The following is a 22424-nucleotide window of genomic DNA, read 5'->3' on the forward strand; positions in this document are numbered from 1 at the left end:
GTGAGCTGCAACTACTTTAATTTCTTTAATACCTTTTTAGGCAATATTTTTTCCAAAAGAGAAAGTAATCCTTCCTTTCGCTCCAACAATTTCCAGCCCTCATATTCAGGATTATTAATTAGATATGTAGCTCGATTTACTTGGATACTAAATGTACTATTTTCTGTATCTAAAGAAACATTCTTTTTTCCATAACTGCCCTCGAACAATATTTGCATCATTTTTAAGCCTTCCTCATCTTTTCCTTTTATAGTCATTTTCATCAAAAAAGAGTAATCAACTAATGCGTATTTTATTCCTTTCAGAAGCAAAACTTTAGAAATTTTTTCAATGGTATTATTTTCAAACTCTATCTGTATTGTCGTGTCTTGAGCTTGATTTTTTAAACTTTCTTCCAAAACACTTCGAGGCACAAGATCAAACAATTTAGGATATAGATAATCCATTGTTTTGACATAATCTTTGGCTTTGACTACTGCCATATAATTTTCTATGGTTTCTTTTATAAAGTCTGCATCAGACTGCGCCCCAATAGTCGTATTAAATAAAAAAAGAATACCAATAAGTAGGTGTTTTTTCATGGTCATTTTAGTCTTAAACATTACTTCCTCGAAACTACACAATAGTACTAAAAACAAAGTACCCATGCGGTACCACATAGCAGCAGCGAACCGAGCTCACAAAATAAATTGCATTCATTATCAACAAGATCCCCCTTTCCAACCTTTACAATAAAAAAGTGCTTAATAAAAGCGAACATCTTCTTGAGTTTCTGGCGTATAAATATAAATTGGCAAGGTAATTCCAATTCTAAAGCCAATTAAAATATCAATTCTATTTTTGGTATCTTCTTGACGGGTATCAAAATTATACCCTCTCCTATTTTTAGTAAAGGCTTGCATAATATCAAAACCACCAAAGAAATTCAGTAAACGGTTTCTGTCCAAATGGCGATAACCAATGTATTGACGCATAGCAAAACCTGTTGTCATTCGATCATATCCTTTTTTGTATTCATCCGACAAGCCAAAAATATCACCACCTAGTACCTCTATACGCACCCAATGTTGCTGGTACCCCCCTTCAAATCGAACTTCTATTCCCGAACGTTTGTATTTTTTTAGAACAGGAATCAAATAACTAACACTACCTCCTAAAAAGAATCCGCGTTGTCCTAATTGAACATCGGACAACTGACCAAATCGGTCAATAATAAACCCTTCTTCTTCTCTCAAATTCGCAACTACATCTGTTTTAACATCGTCAATAAATTGAAAATCTCCTACCAAGCCAAACGCCAAGTTATTGGACAAGATATACTGTACTTTTCCTGCCAAAGAGAAATTGTACTTAAAATTCTCTGCCATATCTGCCAATGGCAAGTGGATTCCGTAAGAAAAATCAATCAAAAAGCCACTTGGTGGCTTTGCATTTTCATCAAAAATCTTTTGTTCTATTCTTCGTCTTTTCTGTTGAGCCCATATATCATTGGCTTGTCCTAATAAAACGAGCAAAATCACTAAGCTAAATAAACTGCGCATACGGTTGTTGTTTAATCATTTGTAATGTTGTTAGAGCAGTTGGGGAACGTTATTTTGTAATCTATACCTAAGTACACTATTAATTAAAGATGCACGAAAAGGTCAAAAAGGTTGTTTTCAAGCAAAATTATTACCAAACAAAGCGAACAACTTGTTCTATGTCTGGGTGCAAACTTTGCGCTACTGGACAACTTTTAGCTGCTGCCTCTAGTACTTCTTGAAAATTTTCTTCTATCCCCACTTTAGGCATTGTTACAGTAACTTCTATTTTCGAAATTCTTCTTGGGTTAGAAGCCATTGTTTTGGTTATTTCGGCTGTTGCACCTTGTATATTAATATTTTTTTTACTGGCACGAATCCCCATAATGGTTAGCATACAGGTAGCTAATGCTGTTGCTACAGTATCTGTTGGAGAAAATGCTTGCCCTTTTCCATTATTATCCGTAGGAGCATCTGTAATCATAATTTCGCCTGATTTCAGATGGGTTGCTTCTACTCTCAATTCTCCTAAATAAATTGCTTTTGATGTCATTCTTATTATTATTATTTGAAATGCCTAATTTGAATAAATCATTACTCCGTAAAAAACCATATCAATTTGATTATCAAAAAACACACCTTCCCCTTACCTTTTAAAAAACTGATAATAAACCATACAGAACTCACAAAGTATTAATAATACAATCACCTATTACTTCGTGGTTTCAACGACCACATAGTAGCAGCGCAGCCAACTATTGCTATTTTAAATCGAAAAGGTTATTGACGCCAATCGTTCGAGCAACAGTGAATCCCTCTCCGTACAAGAAACCAGCAGGACGACCATACATAGCATTTTTACCTTTGATAAACTCTAAGAAACTCTTTCCTGAAATAGGTGTATCAGGCTCCTTAGATTCTGGATCGTAAAACTGTGATTTATATGCTTGAATCACTTCCATTTTTTGATCTATGTAAGGGCTTATATCCACAACAAAATCAGGCGTTAAATTATGATCTTGGATGTAGTGATAAACTGCTTTGGGTCTCCAAGCCTCTTGTGGTTTATCTTCCCATTCTGTTTCAATTCGGCGCAAACCTGCATAAAAACAGGCATCCGCTGTTAATTTAGCGGCACGACCATGGTCTGGATGGCGATCAGAGACCGCATTAGCCAAGACAATTTCAGGGCGCATCAAACGAATAATTTCAACAATTTTGAGCATGTTTTCTTTCGTGTATTGAAAAAAGCCATCTGCCATTTCTAAATTTCCTCGCACGGCTGCTCCTATTAATTTAGACGCTATTGCGGCCTCTTTCAAACGAATTTCAGCACTTCCTCTTGTCCCTAACTCTCCACACGTAAGATCCAATAATCCGACAGTTTTTCCCATTGCAATATGATGCAGTAAAGTTCCGCAACAAGAGAGTTCAATATCATCAGGATGCACTCCAATTGCCAAGATATCTATTTTCATTGTTTGTTCTTTTCTTTGTAGTGAATCTAACTTTTGCTACTTGACCAATGAAGCTTTTTTGAACCTCCATTAGCAAGGTAGACCCGCTAATTTAGTATTTTATAATTTTATGTTGAGCCATGACATTGCCTTGCTCATCTCTTAATGTTAAAATATACAAACCAGATTGCCAACTACCTACATTCAGTTGTCTTTCAAAGTTTGAACCGTGTATTTCTTGTCCAACGGCATTGTGAATATACAATTGATAATCTTCAGCTACTTCATAATTTGTCAACTCTAAATTTAGGATATTATCTGTTGGATTAGGATATACCCTTAGTTCGTTTTCGATTACCTCCACTTCATCTACTGCAATTGTAGAAAAATTAGGATCTATAGAAACTAGAGGGCGGATCATAACCGAGCCACTTACAGTCGATTGAGACCAAGTAGTGCCAACACCAACCCACGTTTTTTCTTTTGTATCGGTGCTTCTATCAAAACCAACAGGAACTTCTGTACCAAACGATTGTTGCCAACCAACATAGAAAGTTTGCCCTGCTGCTAAATCAATAGGAGTCGCATTGCCTAAAAAATCGACTAAATCTACAAAATAAAAGCCATTAAAACCATATCTATACTGCAACTTGTGCAAATCTCTTGAAAACACTTCAGAGTCATCAGACAAACTATCCACCCAAACTTTGATATTAATCAAATGGTTTTGAGAATCTTCGATAAAATAAGGCATATGAAAATAAATCCCCCTCAATTTATCTGCTTGTTCTGCTTTATATTCTACTGCAATCTTTGTCCCTAAATTTTGTGCAACAATACGGGTTTCTGCGGTTCCATCGTCATAAGCAAAATAGTTGTCTAACACTGTTCTTCGCTTAACCGTATCGTTGGCTTCAAATATAGGATTACTTTGAAAACCAGATGGATTCAAAATAACATATGTTGTCTCTAAAGTTGTTTTTTCTGTCGGATTAAGCGTATTGTGCGTCCCAACAATGGTATGTGTCAAACTATCATCAGTATTTGGGCTTGGAGCATACGCCCCAACAGCAGGAATTCCTTCTGTTAAGATTGACGTTGTATTGGGAAGTATTTCTTCGATGGTGCAGCTCCTATCCAAAGTGGCAATTTGACTGTGATTTCTATTATAATTTTGAATTGTCAATTCGGTTGCCCAACAAGTAGCCCCATCAAAATGGGTCCAAGGCATGGCCATCAACTTGTCTTTTAGTGGTGTCGTTGGGCGATGTGTAAACGCAACATCAGCATAACTACCATAGGTTGGGTGCAAGGTATCGGCATTGTTAGAACGATTTTCATCCAACATGACATAATCCAAGTGCCAGTGGTCGTTGCTTCCTGTAACACTTGCTAAATTTCTAAACCGAAACTGAAATCCATTGTACAAATAATACCCACTATCAATAGCAATATATTTTTGCTCAAAGGGCAGAATTGTTTGAGAAGAAACAGAGTTGTCAATTCCTGCTTCTGACCAAACCTTTACCCAAGTATTGCTAGTATCTTTAAATTCTAAAATAAAAGAATCTTGTACCTCTGGACGGTCTCCTAGTCCTTGTTTTTGATAAAAGAAGCTTAGATAGATCGCATCTGAAGCCGTTTTGCCACTCAAATCTAAGTGCTGAGAGGTTAAAGTATCGGCTGGGGTTCCTAACGACACATTGCCTTGGATGTTATAAGGGGAGCCATCTGGAGATAATCCATCAAAAGTAGCAACTCCTACAGAAGGAGGATTCGAAGCCATGTCTCCATTAATAAAAACATGGTTGTCTTGCCAATTCGAGCAACTTGGATAGATATTGCCTATTGGTGCAGCAAAATCGTCAAAAAATGGTAGTCCTAAAGTATCGTTTGGACAAAGTTGATTGTTTCTTGAATTGGGTCGAGGGTTATCTTCTAGGTATTTTACAATAACAGGATTATTCTCTAACGGTACTTGAATCAAGTTTTGGGCATTGCTACTATACCCGCATAAAACCAAAAGGCTACCCATAGATAGCCTGAAAAGCGCTTTCAGAATGGTCATAAATTTTTGTTCTATTTTTGAATTAGTAGTTCGTTGATTTTTTACTTTTTTACCAAAAAGATAAAAAAGCACATTTATATTAGTTTGATAATCAAAATTTTAACATAAAACGCAATAAAATCGCAACTTACTGATTATCAAACTAATAAAGTTTAGCTGCGCTGCTACTGCGTGGTTTCAATGAACTATTGTGAATATTAGTAGTTCGTTAATTACTTCATGCAATCGCAGGTTTAGCTAGCGACGCTGCTACTATGTAGTTTTAACGAACTATTGTGAATATTATAGCCTACCAATTAACCCGCTATACTTGTACGGTTAGGTTGTGTTTTAGTAAACTAATGTGAATAGTAATACTCCTATTGAAGTTAGTAGAATATCTGCTTATTATGAACTTCCTCATTGAGTTCGCCAAATTTACAAAGAAGTTCGCCAAAAAAAAACTTGAAGCATTATTCTCTACTAGCAAGGATTGTTTTTTACCTTACAAACGAGAAGATGCTTCAAGTTGTATAGCTGAAGTAGCTACTTTAAGACTTTTTTTAGCAAAATTGAGTCATTCAAGTTGCTTGAAGTCCTCAATTTGATTTTTTTGTGGCTCTTATTTGTTATCCTGCAATGCAAATACCTTTTTCAACAGGTCTGTTACTCGTTTTACAGGATCTTTTCGGATAAGCTTTTCTTCTTTCTCAATCATTAAGAAAACGCCATCCATTGCTTTGTTGGTAACATAATCATCCAAATCAGGATTAATTTTTTCTACAAAAGGAATTCTATTGTAATTGGTCATAACAGTTGACCAAGCATCTGAAGCTCCCACTTGATTTAATGATTTTTGAATCACAGGATTAAACGAAGAAAACAGTGCCGAAGAAGTTGTTTTTCTCAAGTAGTTGGTACAAGCATTATCCGTTCCCATCAAGATATCCATTGCATCCGTTACGGTCATTTTTGTGATTGCATTGATAAAAATATCTTTGGCTCCAGAAGCGGCATCTTCTGCGGCTCGATTAATTTTTTCTATAGCAACATCTACCAATTGTCCTGCGCCTACATCACGCAGCGTTTTTTCTACTTTTTGAGCCTCAGGTGGAAACAATACTTTAACAGCAGCATTTTTGAAAAAACCATCTTTAACAGCCAACACGTTGACTCCTTTTGAAGTTCCTTGTATCAAGGCTTGTTTTAAGCCTGAAATAATCTGATCATTGCTCAAGCCCTTCCCCCCACTAGAAGAACTTCCAAGTGTAGAATTAGCAATATCTTGAAGCGTGTCACAATTAGATAAAGAGAATATGGATAAAAAACAAAACATCCAAATAGTAATTCTTTTCATTATTCCTTGTCTATTATAGGTTATTAAATTTGTTCTTTGAAATCTCTGTCTAAAATTTCATTCTCATTTTAGACAGTTTTTTTGGAACTTGTATGTTTTACTAAAATAATAATACTTAGTTGCGAGTGTTACTGTGATTTTCTAACAAAGTAATACTAAAAGCAAGCCAAACTTAATCTTCTCTACTTTTAATAAAGTGTGGCAACAAACAATTTCGGCAAATATTAGGACCAAAATTACGGGTTAAAGTAGCTCTTGTTTCTGGATATACTTGTCCGTATTTTGTCCAACAATCACCTCTCGCATGAGAAAGAAATGGACGAGAACACTTATTGCACTTAACCACATAGCTTTCTTCTATTTCTATAAATGCGCGTTGCACACTAGCTCCTAAAGGGGGATTTTTCTTGGTTACCCGTATTTTTAGAGCTTGTACCGTTGTGCAAATTCCAATTATTTTATTGATAATGCGCCTTGCTATTGTTTCTAATAACTTAGATTTTTTTTGCATTTCTACTTTTACGATACGATAGATGGTCTCATAATTAATCGTTACATCCAAAGCATCGCCTGCTGCTGCTGCCTCAAAATCTGTTTCCAAATAAACATCAATAATATAATCCCCTCCTATTAATTGCTCCTCTGGATAAAATCCATGGTAAGCATAAAACTCCATTCCTTCTAATGCTATTAATCCCATAATCCCATAGTTATAGTTATTTTCAATAGTAGTTAGCTTTGTTACTCCCTACGGTCGTGAGCTCGCATAGCTCGGTTCGCTGCTACTTCGTGGTCGTTGATTACCTACTAAAAATCAAGCCAATACGTTTCTCCAACGAAGTAATGTAAAACAGCAAATCACTCTACAAATCTGGTAATCTATTTCAATTTATCATCAATATAAGTCAATACTTTATTCATCAAATGAACTCGATCTTTGCCCCTTACATTATGTGGGTGCATTGGATAAGGAAAGAAATCCATCAAAATGCCATTATCAACAAAAGCTTTGACCAAACTCAAATTATGCTGCATTACAACAACATCATCTACCGTTCCATGAATAAGCAATAAATCTCCTTTTAAGTTTTGTACATGATTCTTTAGTTGTGTTTCTTTGTACCCTTCAGGATTTTCTTTGGGCATATCCATATAACGCTCTCCATACATTACCTCATAATAATTCCAATCCGTAACAGGTCCACCAGCAACTCCTACTTTAAAGACATCTGGATGCTTTAACATCAGGGAAGTTGTCATAAAACCACCATACGACCAGCCATGCACCGCCATTCTATCCGTATCAGCATAAGCCAAAGATTTTAGATAGTCGACTCCAACCAACTGATCTTCCATTTCATGCTTGCTCAACTGTCTGTGAATGACATTTTCAAATTCTAACCCTCTATTGGCTGATCCTCTATTGTCCAAGGTAAATACCAAATACCCCTTGTTAGCTGCATAATACATCCATAGTCGAGCATTCCCCAGCCAACTATTGGTCACCATTTGAGCATGAGGTCCTCCATAAACATAGACAATAACAGGATATTTTTTAGATGGATCAAAATTAGCTGGTTTTATCAAACGTGCTTGCAATGGTGTGCCATCTTTCGCTTTAAGACTAACCAATTCTGGGCTAGATATTTGATAATCTTTATAAGGATTTTCAGCTGTATGCAAGGTATTTTTTACTTTTCCTTTTAAAGTAACAATACGTGTTACATGAGGTGTTTTAATATCAGAATAATCATCTATTAAATATTTTCCAGAGCTACTCAAAGAAAAGCTATGCACACCATCTTCTTTGACCAAACGCTTAGAAGGCTTTCCACCTTCCAATGGCGCACAATAAACAGTTGTATTCAAGCCACTTTCGTCCGTGCCTTGCACCAAAATCATTTTTTTAGTATCATCCAAACCCAACACTTTTAACGTTACCCATTTGCCTTTGGTCACTTGTCCTAGGTATTTCCCTTCTGTATTATAACGATGCAAATGCATAAAGCCATCTCTTTCTGACCACCACAAAAATTCTTTGTTATTGCCAGGAATAAACCAAACTGGATGCTCTGGTTCTACGTATTTATCATGTTTTTCTTCAAAAAGTGTTTTAACTAAATTACCTGTTTTGACATCATATTGATTTAACCAAACGTGATTTTGTTCTCTATTAACAACAGCTACGTAAACATACTTATTCTCAGGTCCCCATCCCAAATTGGTCAAATATTGATCTTTAGGACCATCTACTTTTAGATAAATTGTTTTTTTAGTCGCTACATTAAAAATTCCAACTCGAGCATACTCGCTTTTTTGCCCCGCCATAGGATATTTAATTGTTTTTAAAGCTCCTGGTGTTGTTGTAATATCTAGTAGAGGATAATCTGCTACATCTGTTTCATCTTTTTGATAAAAAGCCAAGTGCGACCCATCAGGAGACCAAAAGGTACCTTTCCCAATTCCAAATTCGTATCGAGCAATCGCTTGACCACTAACAATATTAGGATCTTCAAAAGCAGTTACTTCCAATTCACCTCCATTTTTATCTTGAACATATAAATTATGCGCTTTGGTATAGGCTATATTTTGAGATTTTTTATGATAATCAATGTTGGCTTCTTTCGGCATACGGACGACTAATTTTCGACTAATATTGTCCCCTTCTAATGCCATCCAAAATCGTTGTCCTCCATAAACAAAACTAAACTCTTGCTCACTCTCCCATTGAATAAAAGGCATTCTAGATAGTTCTTCACCAAAAGCCTTATTTAGCGCTTTCAAATCAAACAGTTCCTGAGCTGTCTTAGCTCCTACTTTTTGCATCATAATCTGCTTGCTATCCTTAGAGTGGAATGTAACAACATCTTGTCCTTTTCTCCATGTCAAATTAGCAACACGTGTCGGATAAAACTGTCTCCACTGCCCCAAAACAGCATCTTCCAAAGTCAATTCTTTGTCTTGTGCCGTTATTCCTAAAGACACACCTAGTAAAATGATTAATACGATTAGTTTCATGCTAATATTTTCAAATTAGTACTCCAAAAAATCTTAATTTTACAACTTGGGAACAAAAATACACTCCTAACAATGAAACTGTTTATGAAGTTGATTTTTTATCTGTTACTTATTGCTTTCCAATTATCTTTGGAGTATTGTTCATATGTAATTAGTTAAATAATATTCTACCTGCGGCTTGATTCTGCCCTCCTAAAAGCTAAAGATACAATAAACCACAAAACATCCTATATTTTAAGTCCTTCTCCTATTTTTACCTTTCATTTTTTATGAACACAATAAAGGTTATTTAAGTAGATTTTGTATGAGCAATAAAAATGACCGTTAACGGAGATTAGACAATGATTTCTGCGCAGCTTTGCGTCCGAACTAGCTTGGCGAAGCATGCAAGCTAGTTCAGCAAACAAGCAGCAAAAATCATCTAATCGTAGTGTTGGGTCTTGATTACCTTCGGTGCTACTTCGTGGTTTGCTTCTTTTATCAAGAACCCGAAGGCTCACGAAGTAAAAGAAGGACAGAGGAGTAAACTATTCCCTACTGTTAAAAACCAAAAGATATAGTAACTATTCCCATAACTTTTTACATGCATAACCTTTAATAGTTAGCTTAGTTCCCCCTGCGATCATGAGCCAGCAAGCTGGGTTTCTTACTCCCTATGGTCGTGAGCTCGCTATGCTCGGTTCGCTGCTACTAATGAATAAATAATGGAATAATATTAATAGAATAGATGATACATGATCTCCTTTTGAGAAGGATTTTCTATTTTACTAAAAAAACACAGCTATTTGTACTAAATAATAATTTGTTAAAGCCACACCATAACAACAAATATGAAAAACTTATCCCTTAAAAATATTGATTTAATCCCCTCTCCTATAGTATTAAAAAAACGATGTCAATCTATTGCCGTACTTGAAGCTATTATTTGCCAAGAGTGGGAATATAGGTATTATTCTTACAATAAAAACTGGGACAAAGAAGCGGCTTGTTGCCAAATGAGAAATGGCTCTGGTGATGAGATGCTCATTTTATTTCAACAAAATGGAGCGATTATAAATGGTTTTATCCATGAAAGTCCAGTACAAGATAAAGGAAAAATAACTCAAAACCTCCCTAACGAATTTCATGAATTTATGTTTACAGAACCCGTCAAAAGTATTGGTACGACTTTTTGTATTTGGAATATTCCCTCTAACAGCAAATGGACAAGCGGCATTCACCTAGACAATACGCTTCATGAGGTGGTTTGCCGTGATTCGGAAAGCTTACTTCAATTATTAGATGGAAATCCTGAAACATTTCACCAATGGGCAATGGAATATTATGAATTAGTCAGTTTGAATCTCAATGCAATTCAAGCAATTTATCAACATGCTCCTATTACGAACTCTTTAATCAACCAACTTACCTCCCAAGGTATTGACTTTAAAACATTAAAAGAAGACTTAAACGAAATTGGTTACAGCTACATACTATAAGCCCCATCAACGATTAAACATCGTCTTCTCCATAAATTTCTTTCACACGTCCGACTTCTCCTGTATCTAGGCGCACCTTTATTCCATGAGGGTGAAATTGGCTTTTTGTCAAAATGTTTTTCACATAGCCCTCCGTTAAAACACCTGAAACTTGGTCTTTTTTGAGCACAATAGCCACTTCCATTCCAGGTTTTATATCTGACCGATTTCTTCCATCCATTTTCTACCTATGACTTATTTTTTGTTTTTTGAGTATTGGTTTTAGTAGATTTAGAGCTACTTTTTTTTCGGTTATTGTTGGATTTTTTAGTGGTCTGATGCCCTTTCTTCTTGTAATGCTTTTTATTACCTCCTTTTCGATTTCTTCCTCCTCCCCTAACTTTATATTCTGGCGCTTCTCCTAGTTCTTTTGGCAATGGAATTTGAGGTATTTTACTTTCAATCAATTTTTCTATTCTTGCAAATTTGTACATATCGTCTGGATTGACCAATGTCAATGCGACACCTGTCGTAGAAGCACGTGCTGTTCTCCCCACACGATGCACGTAATCAGCAGCATCTCCAGGCACATCGTAATTGATCACCAAATTAATATCTTTGATATCGACTCCTCTACTCAAAATATCTGTAGCTACTAAAATTCGTATCGATTTCTGCTTGAACTCCAAGAGTACTTTTTCACGTTCATCTTGGTCTAAATCGGAAGAGATACCTGCCACCGAGTACCCTTCTTTGCGCAGCGATCGCACAATATCAAATACTTTCCTTTTAGTAGATGTAAAAATCAGGATGCGTTCATAATTAGGTTTATCAGAAATTAAGCTATGAATCAAGGGTGTTTTTTGATTATCATAAGCTAAATAGACGGCTTGTAGCACGCCTTCTGCTGGCTTATCTAAAGCAATGTTAATTGTTTTGGGTTGGGTTAAAATTTGATTGGCTAAAGTTCTTATTTTGGGTGCCATGGTAGCACTAAACATCAAGTTTTGACGTTTTTTAGGTAAATAAGAAATGATCTTTTGGATATCATCTAAAAATCCCATATCCAACATTCGATCAGCCTCATCTAAAATTAAATGCTGTATATTATCAAACTTAACGTAACCCAAATTTAGGTGTGAAATAAGTTTACCAGGAGTAGCAACAATAATATTACTTCCTTGTGTCAACGCACGTTTTTGTTGTGCAAAATCATCTCCTCCACTACCGCCATAAACAGCAATCGAACTTACTCCCACAAAATAGGCAAATCCTTGTACCTGTTTTTCAATTTGAATCGCCAATTCACGAGTTGGACAGATGACTAATGTATTGGTATGTGCCGTAGGGTTTTCAGCTAACTTATTCAAGATTGGTAAAATAAAAGCTGCCGTTTTTCCAGTTCCTGTTTGAGCACAAGCAATCAAATCTTGTCCTTCTAATATCAATGGGATAGCTTGTTCTTGAATTGGTGTTGCCTCCACGAATCCCATATAATCCAACGCATCTAATAGATCATAATCTAACTCTAATTCCTCAAATGTCATTTCTTATCAATATATAATATATGCAATTTTTTACGCCCGCGAGTGACGTTTTCTTTTTCTATCATTAGCTCACTTTAAAACATACAAAATCAATTACTCCGTTAATAACCAATACAATAAGCCTTCACAAAGCAAACAATAAGCAGTTAATTATCAAATTAACACACGATTTTTTTTATTTTTTGCTCAAACAGCTAAACTAACGGAGAATAATGAACTCACGTAATATAGCAAGTAACTAAAAGAGTTACGATGAATAACACCATAGGTAATAAGTGAACTATTACTATCAAAAGTAATATTTTTTTTTTAGAAAGTCTTAGTAAAGTAGCTTTCTATTATTTCTAGTCTATTTTTTGACAGATTTACAAGCCGTTAACATCATTTGCTCTAATAATTGTCTCATTTTTAAGTTAATTTGAAAGTCTTGTCCTAAATAATTGCCTATCTTTAGTATGTACAGTATATCTAATGCCTCTTTAGTTCCTTTATTCCCCTTCTAAAAAGTTATGAACTGGATCAAAAAAATAAAACAAATACGCTCCAATACACGCAAACGAAAGCAACAAGAAGCATTCTATCAACAGTTTATAAAAAAAGGCGATTTGTGTTTTGATGTAGGTGCTAATGTAGGAAGTCGTACGCATACTTTTTCAACTTTGGGCGCAAAAGTAGTTGCCATAGAACCCACTCAAAATTGTTGTCAAATCCTAGAAAAAAAATTTGGTAATCATCCACTCGTTGACATACTTCCACTAGCTTTAGGTGCCCAAGCGGGAGAAGGCACGCTGCACTTAGCCAATTATCACGAAGTTTCAACACTTAGCACTTTGTTTATTGAGCAATATAGTCATCAAGAAAAGCATCCTATTGTATGGGACAAAACAATAATAATTCCATTGTCAACCTTGGATCAACTTATTCAAAAATATGGATGCCCTCAATTTTGCAAAATTGATGTAGAAGGTTATGAAACAGAAGTGCTAAAAGGCTTGTCTCAACCGATTCCCTACCTTTCATTTGAATATAATAACCGTCTACAAAACAAGGCACTAGAATGTCTTAAAATTTTGTCTAAATTTTCTAATTTGGAATACAACTTCTCCCCTTATGAATCCATGCAACTATACTTAAAAAAGTGGCTGCCCCAAAACGATTTTTATCAATACATTCAAACATTACCTAAGCATATACTCACTGGAGATATTTATGTACATTGGAATCCAATAGAACGGTAAATTCATCAAAATATGATTCCCTATAGCCTCCTAGTAGACTGCCTAGCAATTATCTCATAATTTTTAACACCATACCAACTATCGAATCACGCCAACTGGTATTTGATGTTTTTTGATACCGCTTGCTTGTACAAAGTGAATCTTTTGCTTCGGGAAAACAGCTTCTGCTCCCATATCAATCCACTTAGCTGCGCCACTTTCTGTTGTGTTGTGAATTACAACATTGGGGGATGAAACGACAGAAAATGGCAGCCAATCTTCCAAATTTATTTTATCATCAACAACCAATCCCTTAATTGCCCAAAAAGGAACATACTCCCCCTCTTGGTAAGTTCCTAAGTCGTAATTTCTAAATAACAACGAACTGCCTGCCTCAATATAAAAAGCTCGAAAGCTTTGCGCCTCTTTTCCATGGTAAATTAATTCAATTAGCTTGCTATTTGCAGAACCGTATTGCTTGACCAAAAAAGGAGGGCTAGCTTCTGGATTGGCATAAAACTGTCCATCACTAGGCATTGTTTTTTCACCCGAAACGGGCATTAGATACCACATGGCATATTGATGATTATTTTTAATCATCAATTTCACTTTTTGACCTTGCACAGGCATTTTGGAAACCTCTTTTTCTATGATATTGTGATAAGAAATAATAGAAGTACCTTCCATCTTATCTTCCAACTGAATAGTAGTCCCCCCACTATTGGCATTGACTTCGCCAGAAGTCTTTCCTTTATTACTTTGCACAATACTCTCTTCCTCTGAATAAGCTGGTTTTTCAGTTGTTTCATCTGTTTTTAAATGCTCTGGTTCTTCTTCAACAGCATCTTCAACTTTAGGAGTAGTTTTAGGCAAAGCCCTCCCCTTGTTCTCTTGTTGTGGAATGGTCTCTTGTTTGAATGAATCTGACTGACTTGCACAAGACCACAATTGTACAATACATATTAAGCACAGACTAGGAATATATGATTTCATAGTGGGGAACGTTAGTAAGAACGACTTCTTCAATTAAAAAATAGGCGGAGGAAGATGTCTAGAAAATTCCCATCCACCTTTATCAGCAGCCTCTTTGATACTCCATGCCGTGTCAATCAAAGCAGCTTCTTCTGCTTCGTTTCGCCCTACAAATGGTGGTAAAACCAAAATAAAATCTGCGGCCATTTTTAAGTTCATTGTTTCAATCAATTGCATTGCCTTTTGTACAGCATCTGCTATATCTTGGCAGTTTGCAATTGTAAAATCACCTTTGGATAACAGTCCTCCATTAGTAGTATGTACTCCTAATCGGACTTGAAAAGGTGGTTGAACTCCTGGTGGCATCAAAAATAAAATTGATTGAGCCGTTATGTCAAATTGATCGGTTGGCATTATTGAGAGATATTTATTTTTCGTCTATAAATTTAAGCTTTCTTTTGGGCTTTTGCAAGTCCTACTGTCAGTACGATAATTAGAACAATTACAACCAAAACAACAGCTAATTGTCCGATGAAATTCCATGCTAGATAAGCAACATCCGTACAGAAAGTTAGAATTAAACCAATCCAAAACATCGTTGCTATCATTCCAAAGATTCCATAAAAAGAACCAATAATTACTAATAACAACTCATTTGCCCAATTCTTCCCTTCTTTTTCTAACTGATATACTTTGGGCAAGGCCTGATATAGCAAGACAAGCAACGCAATGGATATTCCTATCAAATAAATTTTACTCGCTACCAAGAAAAAAGAAAGCATATATATTGTTTTTAAGTCATTCTATCGTCATGGTCTAGTACATCCACCCCATTATTCGGCGCTTGTATTTTCGTTATTTTCGCCAACAAGAGCGTTCCTGTTAATACCAAAAAGGAAAGAAAACCAGCAGCAAACAAAGCAATAAAAATAGCATACGTTACATTTTTCAACCATTGCGAGCTATACCCCAATTGGTGTTCTCCCCATATCATTCCTCCTAGTATAAGTAATATTTTGATAACACGAAAACCAAGAAGCATGGACAAATCCCCATACATTTCAGTTCCTTTCTTAGTCTTAGAATCCTCGTATAAGCTAGGAATAGAACGGATAGCCTTGCCTAAAATCCAAGTTGCGACAACCATTCCTGATGCAATTGCAGGCAATGTTAGTTCTTCTGTCATCATAGAGAAGTCATTAGAATAAGACTAGAATACCAATTATTATCCAATGGTTTTATTCTTTATACCCAAAGCTTTTCAGCATCTTATCGTCATTTCTCCAATTGTCCTTAACTTTCACAAAAAGTTCTAAGTAAATCTTTTTCTCTAAGAATTTTTCAATAGCATAACGAGCATCAATTCCCACTTTCTTAATAGCAGCTCCTTTTTTTCCTATGATAATATTTTTCTGACTCGCACGAGCAACAAAAATAGTGGCATGAATTCGAACCAAATTCTTCTTAGGATCAGGATCTTCCTTAAAAGCATCTACAACTACTTCACAAGAGTATGGGATTTCTTGATAATAATTCATCAAGATTTTTTCTCGAATAATTTCAGATACAAAAAAACGTTCTGGGCGATCCGTAAACTGATCTTTGGGATAATAAACAGGACCAATCGGAAGATTATCTAAAATACATTCTAATAAAACATCTGTTCCCTTATTTTGCAAAGCCGAAATAGGAATAATTTCCTGAAAATCAGCCTTGTCTTTCCATTCCAATACTTTGTTCAACAAAACACCTTCGTCTACCAAATCTTTTTTATTCAAAACTAAGAATAAAGGTACCTCTACCCCCTGCAATTTTTTAAACAATGGGTTGTCATTATCATACGTTTCGGTTACGTCTACCACCAAAACCATAATATCACCATCTTTGAATGAACCTGAGACAAACTTATTCATGCTCTCCTGCATTTCATAAGATGGGTCCTTAATAAATCCTGGCGTATCAGAAAATACAATTTGATAATCCTCGTCGCTAACAATACCAATAATACGATGTCTTGTCGTTTGTGGCTTATTCGTAATAATAGACATACGCTCTCCTACCAACGCATTCATCAAAGTCGATTTTCCAACATTTGGACGACCGATAATATTTACAAAACCTGAACGATGTGGTTTCTTCATGTTTCTTTCTTTAACGTTTTAAATCCTTTTGTTTAACAAGTGGTGCATCATAACAACACCAAACTCTCTATAAAATAAAAATACCAATAGTCTATCATATCGATTATCTGTATCGGCCTCTATATTTAGGCTTTTTCTGTTCTCCAAAGAAAGCATCTCGTGCATATTTCCCCGTTAACATTCCCAGCCCAGCTAACAAAGCACCAATGGCAACCGTTGGCAAAAAAGGATTGAATTTTAGTACTTCTGTCATCATACCTGACAACTGCCCCCCATTGGCATTATCTAAATAATAGGTATATAAACCAAAAAACAAGGCACCGCCTAACAAACCACTCAAAAAGCTCAATCCACCTTGAATTTGAACTATAAAACCAGTCACAGCAGCAACCACTACAATGCCCCACCACCCAATAAAGGTACCGAAATACCCTAATACAAAAATAGCCAATGTGGCTCCTAAAAATTTAATCATTTTATTTCTTTTAACAGTCATCTACTAATCCCCCTCTAAGACTCAGACACCACTCCTTAAAATAACTTAGCGTTATGACCTTTTCTCAATCTTATTTGACAAAGAGCATTTCCTATTTATCGATTTTCAGCCAATACATCTCTTGCCTCCATCAATGCGAAACCTAATAAGTTTCTCCCTTGCCAAAAAGCAGGTTGTGCGGCATGTTCGTGGTCTTTAGCCAATCCTATTCCCCAAATTTTATCCAAGGGACTGGCTTCTACCAAAACACGATTGTTGGTATTCAACAAATACTCTTTTAATGGCGGATTTTGTCCAAATTTGTGAATAGAACCTTGTTTAACAATTTCAAATGCATTGGCTTCCCATTTTTCAGTATCAAAATTATGTACCAAACGACCTAATTTTTTGGCTTTGGCAGCCGAATTACTTGCTAAAATGCGTTCAACCATTTCTGGATCATCGAATAGACGCGCTTTTTCTGCCATCATCCAATGCTCGGCGGTTTGGTAGCGAATGCCATCGACCACAAAGGAACAATCTTGATCAAACCATTGACTCATACAAGTAGCCCCAATCGTTCCGTCTTTTTGAGGTTGATGCCCCCAAAAAAACAAATATTTAATGCGATTTTCTTCTTCGACTTTCTCCAAAAGCCATTTTATAGTATATTTCATCATAGAGCAAATTTAAAGTTTAAGTCAGATTTTTTCTTTAATACTTCATGGATTTTTTCGTTTTTTTATAAAAACCACAAAAAGCATCTTTACATCCGTTTACGCTAAGAGCACTTATTAATTGACTACCAATCACTTACCCTTTTAACAATAAAAAACACCTTACTAACAATCAAGCTAATGCGATTTTCAAACGAAATAATGTTCTTATAAAACAACATCTATTTTTCGACTTAACTCATAATATTATCAAAAACTGCGTACTTTGAGCAAACATATATCTTTGTTTAGAATAGACCATTGTCTGTAAAGGTACTTTGATTTGACCAATAAAGATAAGATTTAAAATACAAAATTATCCATGCAAAAAATAAAACCAAGCATATTATTAGCCAGCAAGTCACCAAGAAGGAAGCAACTATTAACAGAACTCGGGTTTGAATTTGAGGTTGTCTTACAAGATATAGTGGAAGATTTTCCTGAAGAATTGCAAAAAAAAGAAGTTCCTGCGTTTTTAGCACAACAAAAAGCCAATGCTGTCCGAACACATCTAACAAATGGGAAAGTAATCTTGGCTTCCGACACCATTGTATTGTTGGAGGATACTATTTATCACAAACCGAAAGATTACGAAGATGCTGTTCGTATTTTAACAGCTTTGTCTGGAAAAGTGCATCAAGTCATTACAGGCGTATGTCTATTGAGCTTGGATAAAGAGGTCGTCTTTTCAGATGTTGCTAATGTACATTTTGCGCCACTTTCTCGCAAGGAAATTGATTACTATATTCACAACTACCAACCTTATGATAAGGCAGGAGCTTATGCCATTCAAGAGTGGATTGGGCTCGCCAAAATTATCAAAATTGATGGCGCTTACAATAGTATTGTTGGACTACCAACACAAAAGGTTTACGAAGCTTTGATGAGCTTTTAAGATAAAAAAATAAGCTAATGCAATTTTAAACAAAGTAACGTTTTGTACAATAAGTAATCGTTCAGAAAAAACTATATAAAAACAACCTTCTTTTTGCGCTACTCTTCATCGAAACATCTTGCTTTAGCCCGCTACCACGCAGTAGCACCGCAGGTAAATCTGCACTTTTTCTCTTTGACTAGCACTAAAAATAAGTCTATTTTTTTAGCTATATTTTTTTCTGCCCACTTACTTATTTGTTAAAACTTACCATCTATCACAACCTTTTCAAGACTTTTGGCATTTCCATACTATTAATATATATAATTAATCACACAAAACGATACAAAATAGTATGAATTTAAAAGATGCAAAAGTCCTTTTAACAGGAGGCAGTTCAGGACTAGGAAAAGCAATGGCAGAAGTTTTGACAGAAGCAGGTGCTAAGGTGTTGATTACAGGACGTAATGCAGAAAAAGTAAACAAAGTAGCCAACAATATTGGCTGTTTGGGGCTCGCTTTTGACATCGCTAATTACGAAATATTGCCCAGCAAAACAGAAGAGGCTATTGCAAAGTTAGGAGGAATTGATGTGCTTATCAACAACGCTGGTATTGGTGAGTTTCCCGCTTTGGGAGAAATTAAATTAGAGCATTTTGAACGTGTGTTTTCTACCAATGTTTTTGGATTAACGTTATTAACACAAGAGGTATTGCCACATTTCAAAAAACAAGGTAGTGGTCACATTATCAACATTGCTTCTACTGCCGCTCTAAAAGGTTTTGCTAGAGGTTCTATTTATGCTGCATCTAAATTTGCATTGCGTGCACTAACACAATGCTGGCAAGCAGAACTACGCCCTTTAAACATTCGTGTACTCCAAGTAAATCCTAGTGAAGTACCAACGGCATTTAACAATCCAGATCGAGAAGAAAAACCAACGGTAGAACATAAATTAACACCGACAGAAATCGCTCATAGTATCAAATCTATTTTGGAAATGGACGACCGTGGTATGATTCCTGAATTGTCTGTTTGGGCAACCAACCCTTGGGCTGCTCAATAATCTTCTTTTATATTTTTTGATTTCTTGTCTTTAAATCACTTGGGATTTTATCAAAAAATATTCATTTTTGCACCACTGCGCCTTCAATTAGGCGCAGTTTTGTGCATTAACCGAACATACCTCTATTGGTAATTGTACATGCTCTTGTCGTAACTATTAATATTAATGGAAACCATGAAAATAACATCATTTGAAACTAGTATAGATTTTGCTCTACAGATGGATGAGCAAGATTCTCTAAAAAAATATAGAGATCAATTTTATATTCCCCAACATAATGACGGAACAGAAAGTCTTTATTTCTGTGGCAATTCTTTAGGTTTGCAGCCGAAAAATGTAGAAAAATATTTGCAACAAGAGTTAAACGACTGGAAAAAATATGGTGTCGAAGGGCACTTTCATGCCAAAAATGCATGGATGCCTTACCACGAGTTTTTTAGTGAAAAACTATCTAAAATAGTCGGGGCAAAAGAAAAGGAAGTTGTGGTCATGAATACATTGACCACCAATCTACATCTTATGATGGTCTCGTTCTACCGCCCTACCCAACAACGTTATAAAATCATAATTGAAAAGGCAGCATTTCCTTCTGATAAATACGCCGTGGACTCTCAAATTCGTTTTCATGGTTATGATCCTTCTGAGAGTTTGATTCAACTAACACCCAGAGAGGGCGAAGAAACCTTGCGTATTGAAGACATTGAGGCTGTTATCAAAGAAAATGGGGATACACTAGCATTGGTTATGATTGGAGGTGTCAACTATTATACAGGGCAGTTCTTTGACTTAAAACGCATTACTAATGCAGGACATGCCGTAGGAGCTTTGGTTGGTTTTGACTTGGCGCATGCTGTTGGTAATGTTGATTTGGACCTACATGATTGGAACATAGATTTTGCAGTTTGGTGCCATTACAAATACTTGAATAGTGGTCCAGGTGCTATTGCGGGAGCTTTTGTGCATGAAAAGCACTTAAACGATCCTAACATCCCTAGATTTGAAGGTTGGTGGGGACACGATAAGAATACTCGATTTTTGATGGGCGACCAGTTTCACCCTATGCCTTCAGCAGAAGCTTGGCAATTGAGTAATGCACCTGTATTTTCTATGACCCCTTTATTAGCTTCCTTAGAATTATTTGATGAGGTAGGCATGTCTAGGCTACGAGAAAAAAGCACCTTCTTAACAGCCTATATGGAATTTATGCTCTTGAATATTAATACCGATAGAATTAGCATTATCACCCCACAATCTCCCAAAGATAGAGGCTGTCAACTATCTATCAAAGTTGAAAATGGCAACAAAGCATTTTTTGAAGCCATTACAGCTAAAGGAGTTATTGCAGATTGGAGAGAACCAGATGTTATTAGAGTAGCCCCTGTGCCTCTTTACAACAGCTTTTTAGATGTTTATAACTTTATACAAGTAATGCGCACATGTCTCAGAGAATCTAAATAATAAGTGGATGAAGTTTTTCAAAAAAATATTCCAATCTGAGTCAGAGAACAATAATTACTATGCGGCATTTTGGGCATGGTTCCAATCAAAAGAAAAAGAATTCCATAAGGTTGTAAAGGAACGCAACAATGTTGAACTTGGTCTTTTCAACAAGTTATCTAGTCAATTGGATCAACTGCACGAAGGCTTTTACTTTCTGGCAGGTATGGCCGATGAAAGCACTGCTGAATTGGTTTTTACCACAGAAGGGAACATCAAAAACATCGTTTTTGTTGAAGCTTTGGTAGCAGCAGCGCCTTTTATCAAAGGGTGGCGATTCACGGCTTTAAAACCGCCTTCTAATTCTCCGAACATTAGTATTAAGATGTCTGGATATGAGTTCAATAAAGAGACCATCAGTTTCTACTACCATGAACACGAGGCACAACCCGATGCTATTGATATTACATTCGTGCATCAAGACTATAAGCCAGACAACGAAAAAATTATCTCTAGTGGCACCTTTATCTTTTTAGATAATTTTTTGGGAGAGCTTAACTTCGCTACACTTATTGACAATATAGACCTAGTTGGTCCCAATCAAGCTGACCAAAAGTTGATTCCTATAGAGAAGTTGAATGCCTTTCTAACTTGGCGACAAAAAGAATTTATTGAAAAATATAATGGCACTCGACACAATACGGATGATGATGAGTATGCTATGCTAGAAGGTGTTCTTGAGAATGACAATAGAATTATTGTGACTATTAATAGAGAACTTTTGAGATGGGATTCCAAAGCTTCTCACCCTTGGATTCTTCGCGTTGAAATTCCTTACAATGGTGAAGACAACAATGGTATGCCCAATCAAGAAATGTATGATTTTTTAAATGATTTGGAGGATGAGCTGACTCAAGAGCTTCCTAGCAGAGAAGGATATTTAAACGTTGGTCGACAGACAGGCGATCATAAAAGGACTTTATTTTTAGCGTGCAAAGAGTTTAGAAACCCTTCTTTGGTTTGCTTTGCTCTCCAACAAAAATACCATTCTAAGATAACAATAGATTATACCATATACAAAGATAAATATTGGTTATCTTTCAATCGCTTTGTAAAGCATTAA

Annotated in this window: 23 protein-coding genes; 6 read left to right on the plus strand and 17 right to left on the minus strand. The window is 35.8% G+C overall.

The window, feature by feature from the left end; all coding sequences use genetic code 11:
* Positions 1-11 precede the first annotated feature (11 nt).
* From QP953_RS19320 to QP953_RS19355, 8 genes are all read right to left on the minus strand, one after another.
* A complete protein-coding gene (locus QP953_RS19320) occupies positions 12-581 on the minus strand; it encodes a hypothetical protein (RefSeq protein ID WP_309552456.1) in 570 nt (189 codons plus the stop codon).
* A gap of 162 nt (positions 582-743) precedes the next feature.
* Positions 744-1541, minus strand: a complete 798-nt coding sequence (locus tag QP953_RS19325) for a hypothetical protein (RefSeq protein WP_052599293.1) — start codon at positions 1539-1541, stop codon at positions 744-746.
* A gap of 130 nt (positions 1542-1671) precedes the next feature.
* Positions 1672-2073, minus strand: a complete 402-nt coding sequence (locus QP953_RS19330) for an OsmC family protein (RefSeq protein ID WP_052599292.1) — start codon at positions 2071-2073, stop codon at positions 1672-1674.
* 208 nt (positions 2074-2281) lie between these two features.
* Positions 2282-2998 (minus strand): bacillithiol biosynthesis deacetylase BshB1, encoded by a 717-nt coding sequence (gene bshB1 / locus QP953_RS19335; RefSeq protein WP_052599291.1) that lies wholly within the window; start codon positions 2996-2998, stop codon positions 2282-2284.
* Positions 2999-3089: 91 nt separating this feature from the next.
* A complete protein-coding gene (locus QP953_RS19340; protein WP_063833202.1) occupies positions 3090-5045 on the minus strand; it encodes a T9SS type A sorting domain-containing protein in 1956 nt (651 codons plus the stop codon).
* A gap of 601 nt (positions 5046-5646) precedes the next feature.
* Positions 5647-6381, minus strand: a complete 735-nt coding sequence (locus tag QP953_RS19345) for a DUF4197 domain-containing protein (protein ID WP_052599289.1) — start codon at positions 6379-6381, stop codon at positions 5647-5649.
* A 172-nt stretch (positions 6382-6553) separates the two neighbouring features.
* The gene (folB, locus tag QP953_RS19350) at positions 6554-7081 is read right to left on the minus strand and encodes a dihydroneopterin aldolase (RefSeq protein WP_052599288.1); all 528 of its coding nucleotides are present in this window, start codon (positions 7079-7081) and stop codon (positions 6554-6556) included.
* A 179-nt stretch (positions 7082-7260) separates the two neighbouring features.
* Positions 7261-9399 carry a DPP IV N-terminal domain-containing protein gene (locus tag QP953_RS19355; RefSeq protein ID WP_052599287.1) on the minus strand — a complete coding sequence of 713 codons (2139 nt, stop codon included), beginning with the start codon at positions 9397-9399 and terminating at the stop codon, positions 7261-7263.
* Between the two features lie 830 nt (positions 9400-10229).
* On the opposite strand from QP953_RS19355, the gene QP953_RS19360 reads away from it, so the two are divergent.
* Positions 10230-10877, plus strand: coding sequence for a hypothetical protein (locus QP953_RS19360; protein ID WP_309552458.1), 648 nt, complete (start codon positions 10230-10232; stop codon positions 10875-10877).
* A gap of 13 nt (positions 10878-10890) precedes the next feature.
* Here the strand turns inward: QP953_RS19360 and QP953_RS19365 are convergent, their stop codons facing one another.
* Positions 10891-11097, minus strand: a complete 207-nt coding sequence (locus tag QP953_RS19365; RefSeq protein ID WP_309552460.1) for a YwbE family protein — start codon at positions 11095-11097, stop codon at positions 10891-10893.
* A 7-nt stretch (positions 11098-11104) separates the two neighbouring features.
* Positions 11105-12403 carry a DEAD/DEAH box helicase gene (locus tag QP953_RS19370; protein ID WP_052599284.1) on the minus strand — a complete coding sequence of 433 codons (1299 nt, stop codon included), beginning with the start codon at positions 12401-12403 and terminating at the stop codon, positions 11105-11107.
* Positions 12404-12912: 509 nt separating this feature from the next.
* On the opposite strand from QP953_RS19370, the gene QP953_RS19375 reads away from it, so the two are divergent.
* On the plus strand, positions 12913-13641 hold the full coding sequence (locus QP953_RS19375; protein WP_309552462.1) for an FkbM family methyltransferase: 729 nt from the start codon (positions 12913-12915) through the stop codon (positions 13639-13641).
* Between the two features lie 78 nt (positions 13642-13719).
* Here the strand turns inward: QP953_RS19375 and QP953_RS19380 are convergent, their stop codons facing one another.
* From QP953_RS19380 to QP953_RS19410, 7 genes are all read right to left on the minus strand, one after another.
* Positions 13720-14613, minus strand: a complete 894-nt coding sequence (locus tag QP953_RS19380; protein ID WP_052599282.1) for a hypothetical protein — start codon at positions 14611-14613, stop codon at positions 13720-13722.
* 33 nt (positions 14614-14646) lie between these two features.
* Positions 14647-15006 (minus strand): hypothetical protein, encoded by a 360-nt coding sequence (locus QP953_RS19385; protein ID WP_309552464.1) that lies wholly within the window; start codon positions 15004-15006, stop codon positions 14647-14649.
* Between the two features lie 32 nt (positions 15007-15038).
* Positions 15039-15374, minus strand: coding sequence for a hypothetical protein (locus QP953_RS19390; RefSeq protein ID WP_309552466.1), 336 nt, complete (start codon positions 15372-15374; stop codon positions 15039-15041).
* Positions 15375-15385: 11 nt separating this feature from the next.
* Positions 15386-15781 (minus strand): hypothetical protein, encoded by a 396-nt coding sequence (locus tag QP953_RS19395; protein WP_309552467.1) that lies wholly within the window; start codon positions 15779-15781, stop codon positions 15386-15388.
* Between the two features lie 49 nt (positions 15782-15830).
* The gene (gene era / locus QP953_RS19400) at positions 15831-16733 is read right to left on the minus strand and encodes a GTPase Era (protein ID WP_052599278.1); all 903 of its coding nucleotides are present in this window, start codon (positions 16731-16733) and stop codon (positions 15831-15833) included.
* A gap of 103 nt (positions 16734-16836) precedes the next feature.
* On the minus strand, positions 16837-17208 hold the full coding sequence (locus QP953_RS19405; RefSeq protein ID WP_052599277.1) for a hypothetical protein: 372 nt from the start codon (positions 17206-17208) through the stop codon (positions 16837-16839).
* A 116-nt stretch (positions 17209-17324) separates the two neighbouring features.
* Positions 17325-17885, minus strand: a complete 561-nt coding sequence (locus QP953_RS19410; protein ID WP_197043926.1) for an NADAR family protein — start codon at positions 17883-17885, stop codon at positions 17325-17327.
* Positions 17886-18246: 361 nt separating this feature from the next.
* Here QP953_RS19410 and QP953_RS19415 point away from each other — a divergent pair, with 361 nt between their 5' ends.
* The 4 genes from QP953_RS19415 (at position 18247) to QP953_RS19430 (ending at position 22424) form a co-directional block, all read left to right on the plus strand.
* Complete coding sequence (locus QP953_RS19415; protein ID WP_052599276.1) at positions 18247-18819, plus strand: Maf family nucleotide pyrophosphatase; 573 nt, start codon at positions 18247-18249, stop codon at positions 18817-18819.
* Between the two features lie 334 nt (positions 18820-19153).
* Positions 19154-19864 (plus strand): SDR family oxidoreductase, encoded by a 711-nt coding sequence (locus QP953_RS19420; protein ID WP_052599275.1) that lies wholly within the window; start codon positions 19154-19156, stop codon positions 19862-19864.
* Between the two features lie 174 nt (positions 19865-20038).
* Positions 20039-21322: a kynureninase gene (gene kynU, locus QP953_RS19425; RefSeq protein ID WP_309552469.1), complete on the plus strand. Its 1284-nt coding sequence runs from the start codon at positions 20039-20041 to the stop codon at positions 21320-21322.
* 7 nt (positions 21323-21329) lie between these two features.
* Entirely contained in the window at positions 21330-22424 is a 1095-nt protein-coding gene (locus QP953_RS19430) for a DUF695 domain-containing protein (RefSeq protein WP_309552472.1), read from the plus strand.

The sequence above is a fragment of the Aureispira sp. CCB-E genome (assembly GCF_031326345.1).
Lineage (GTDB): Bacteria > Bacteroidota > Bacteroidia > Chitinophagales > Saprospiraceae > Aureispira.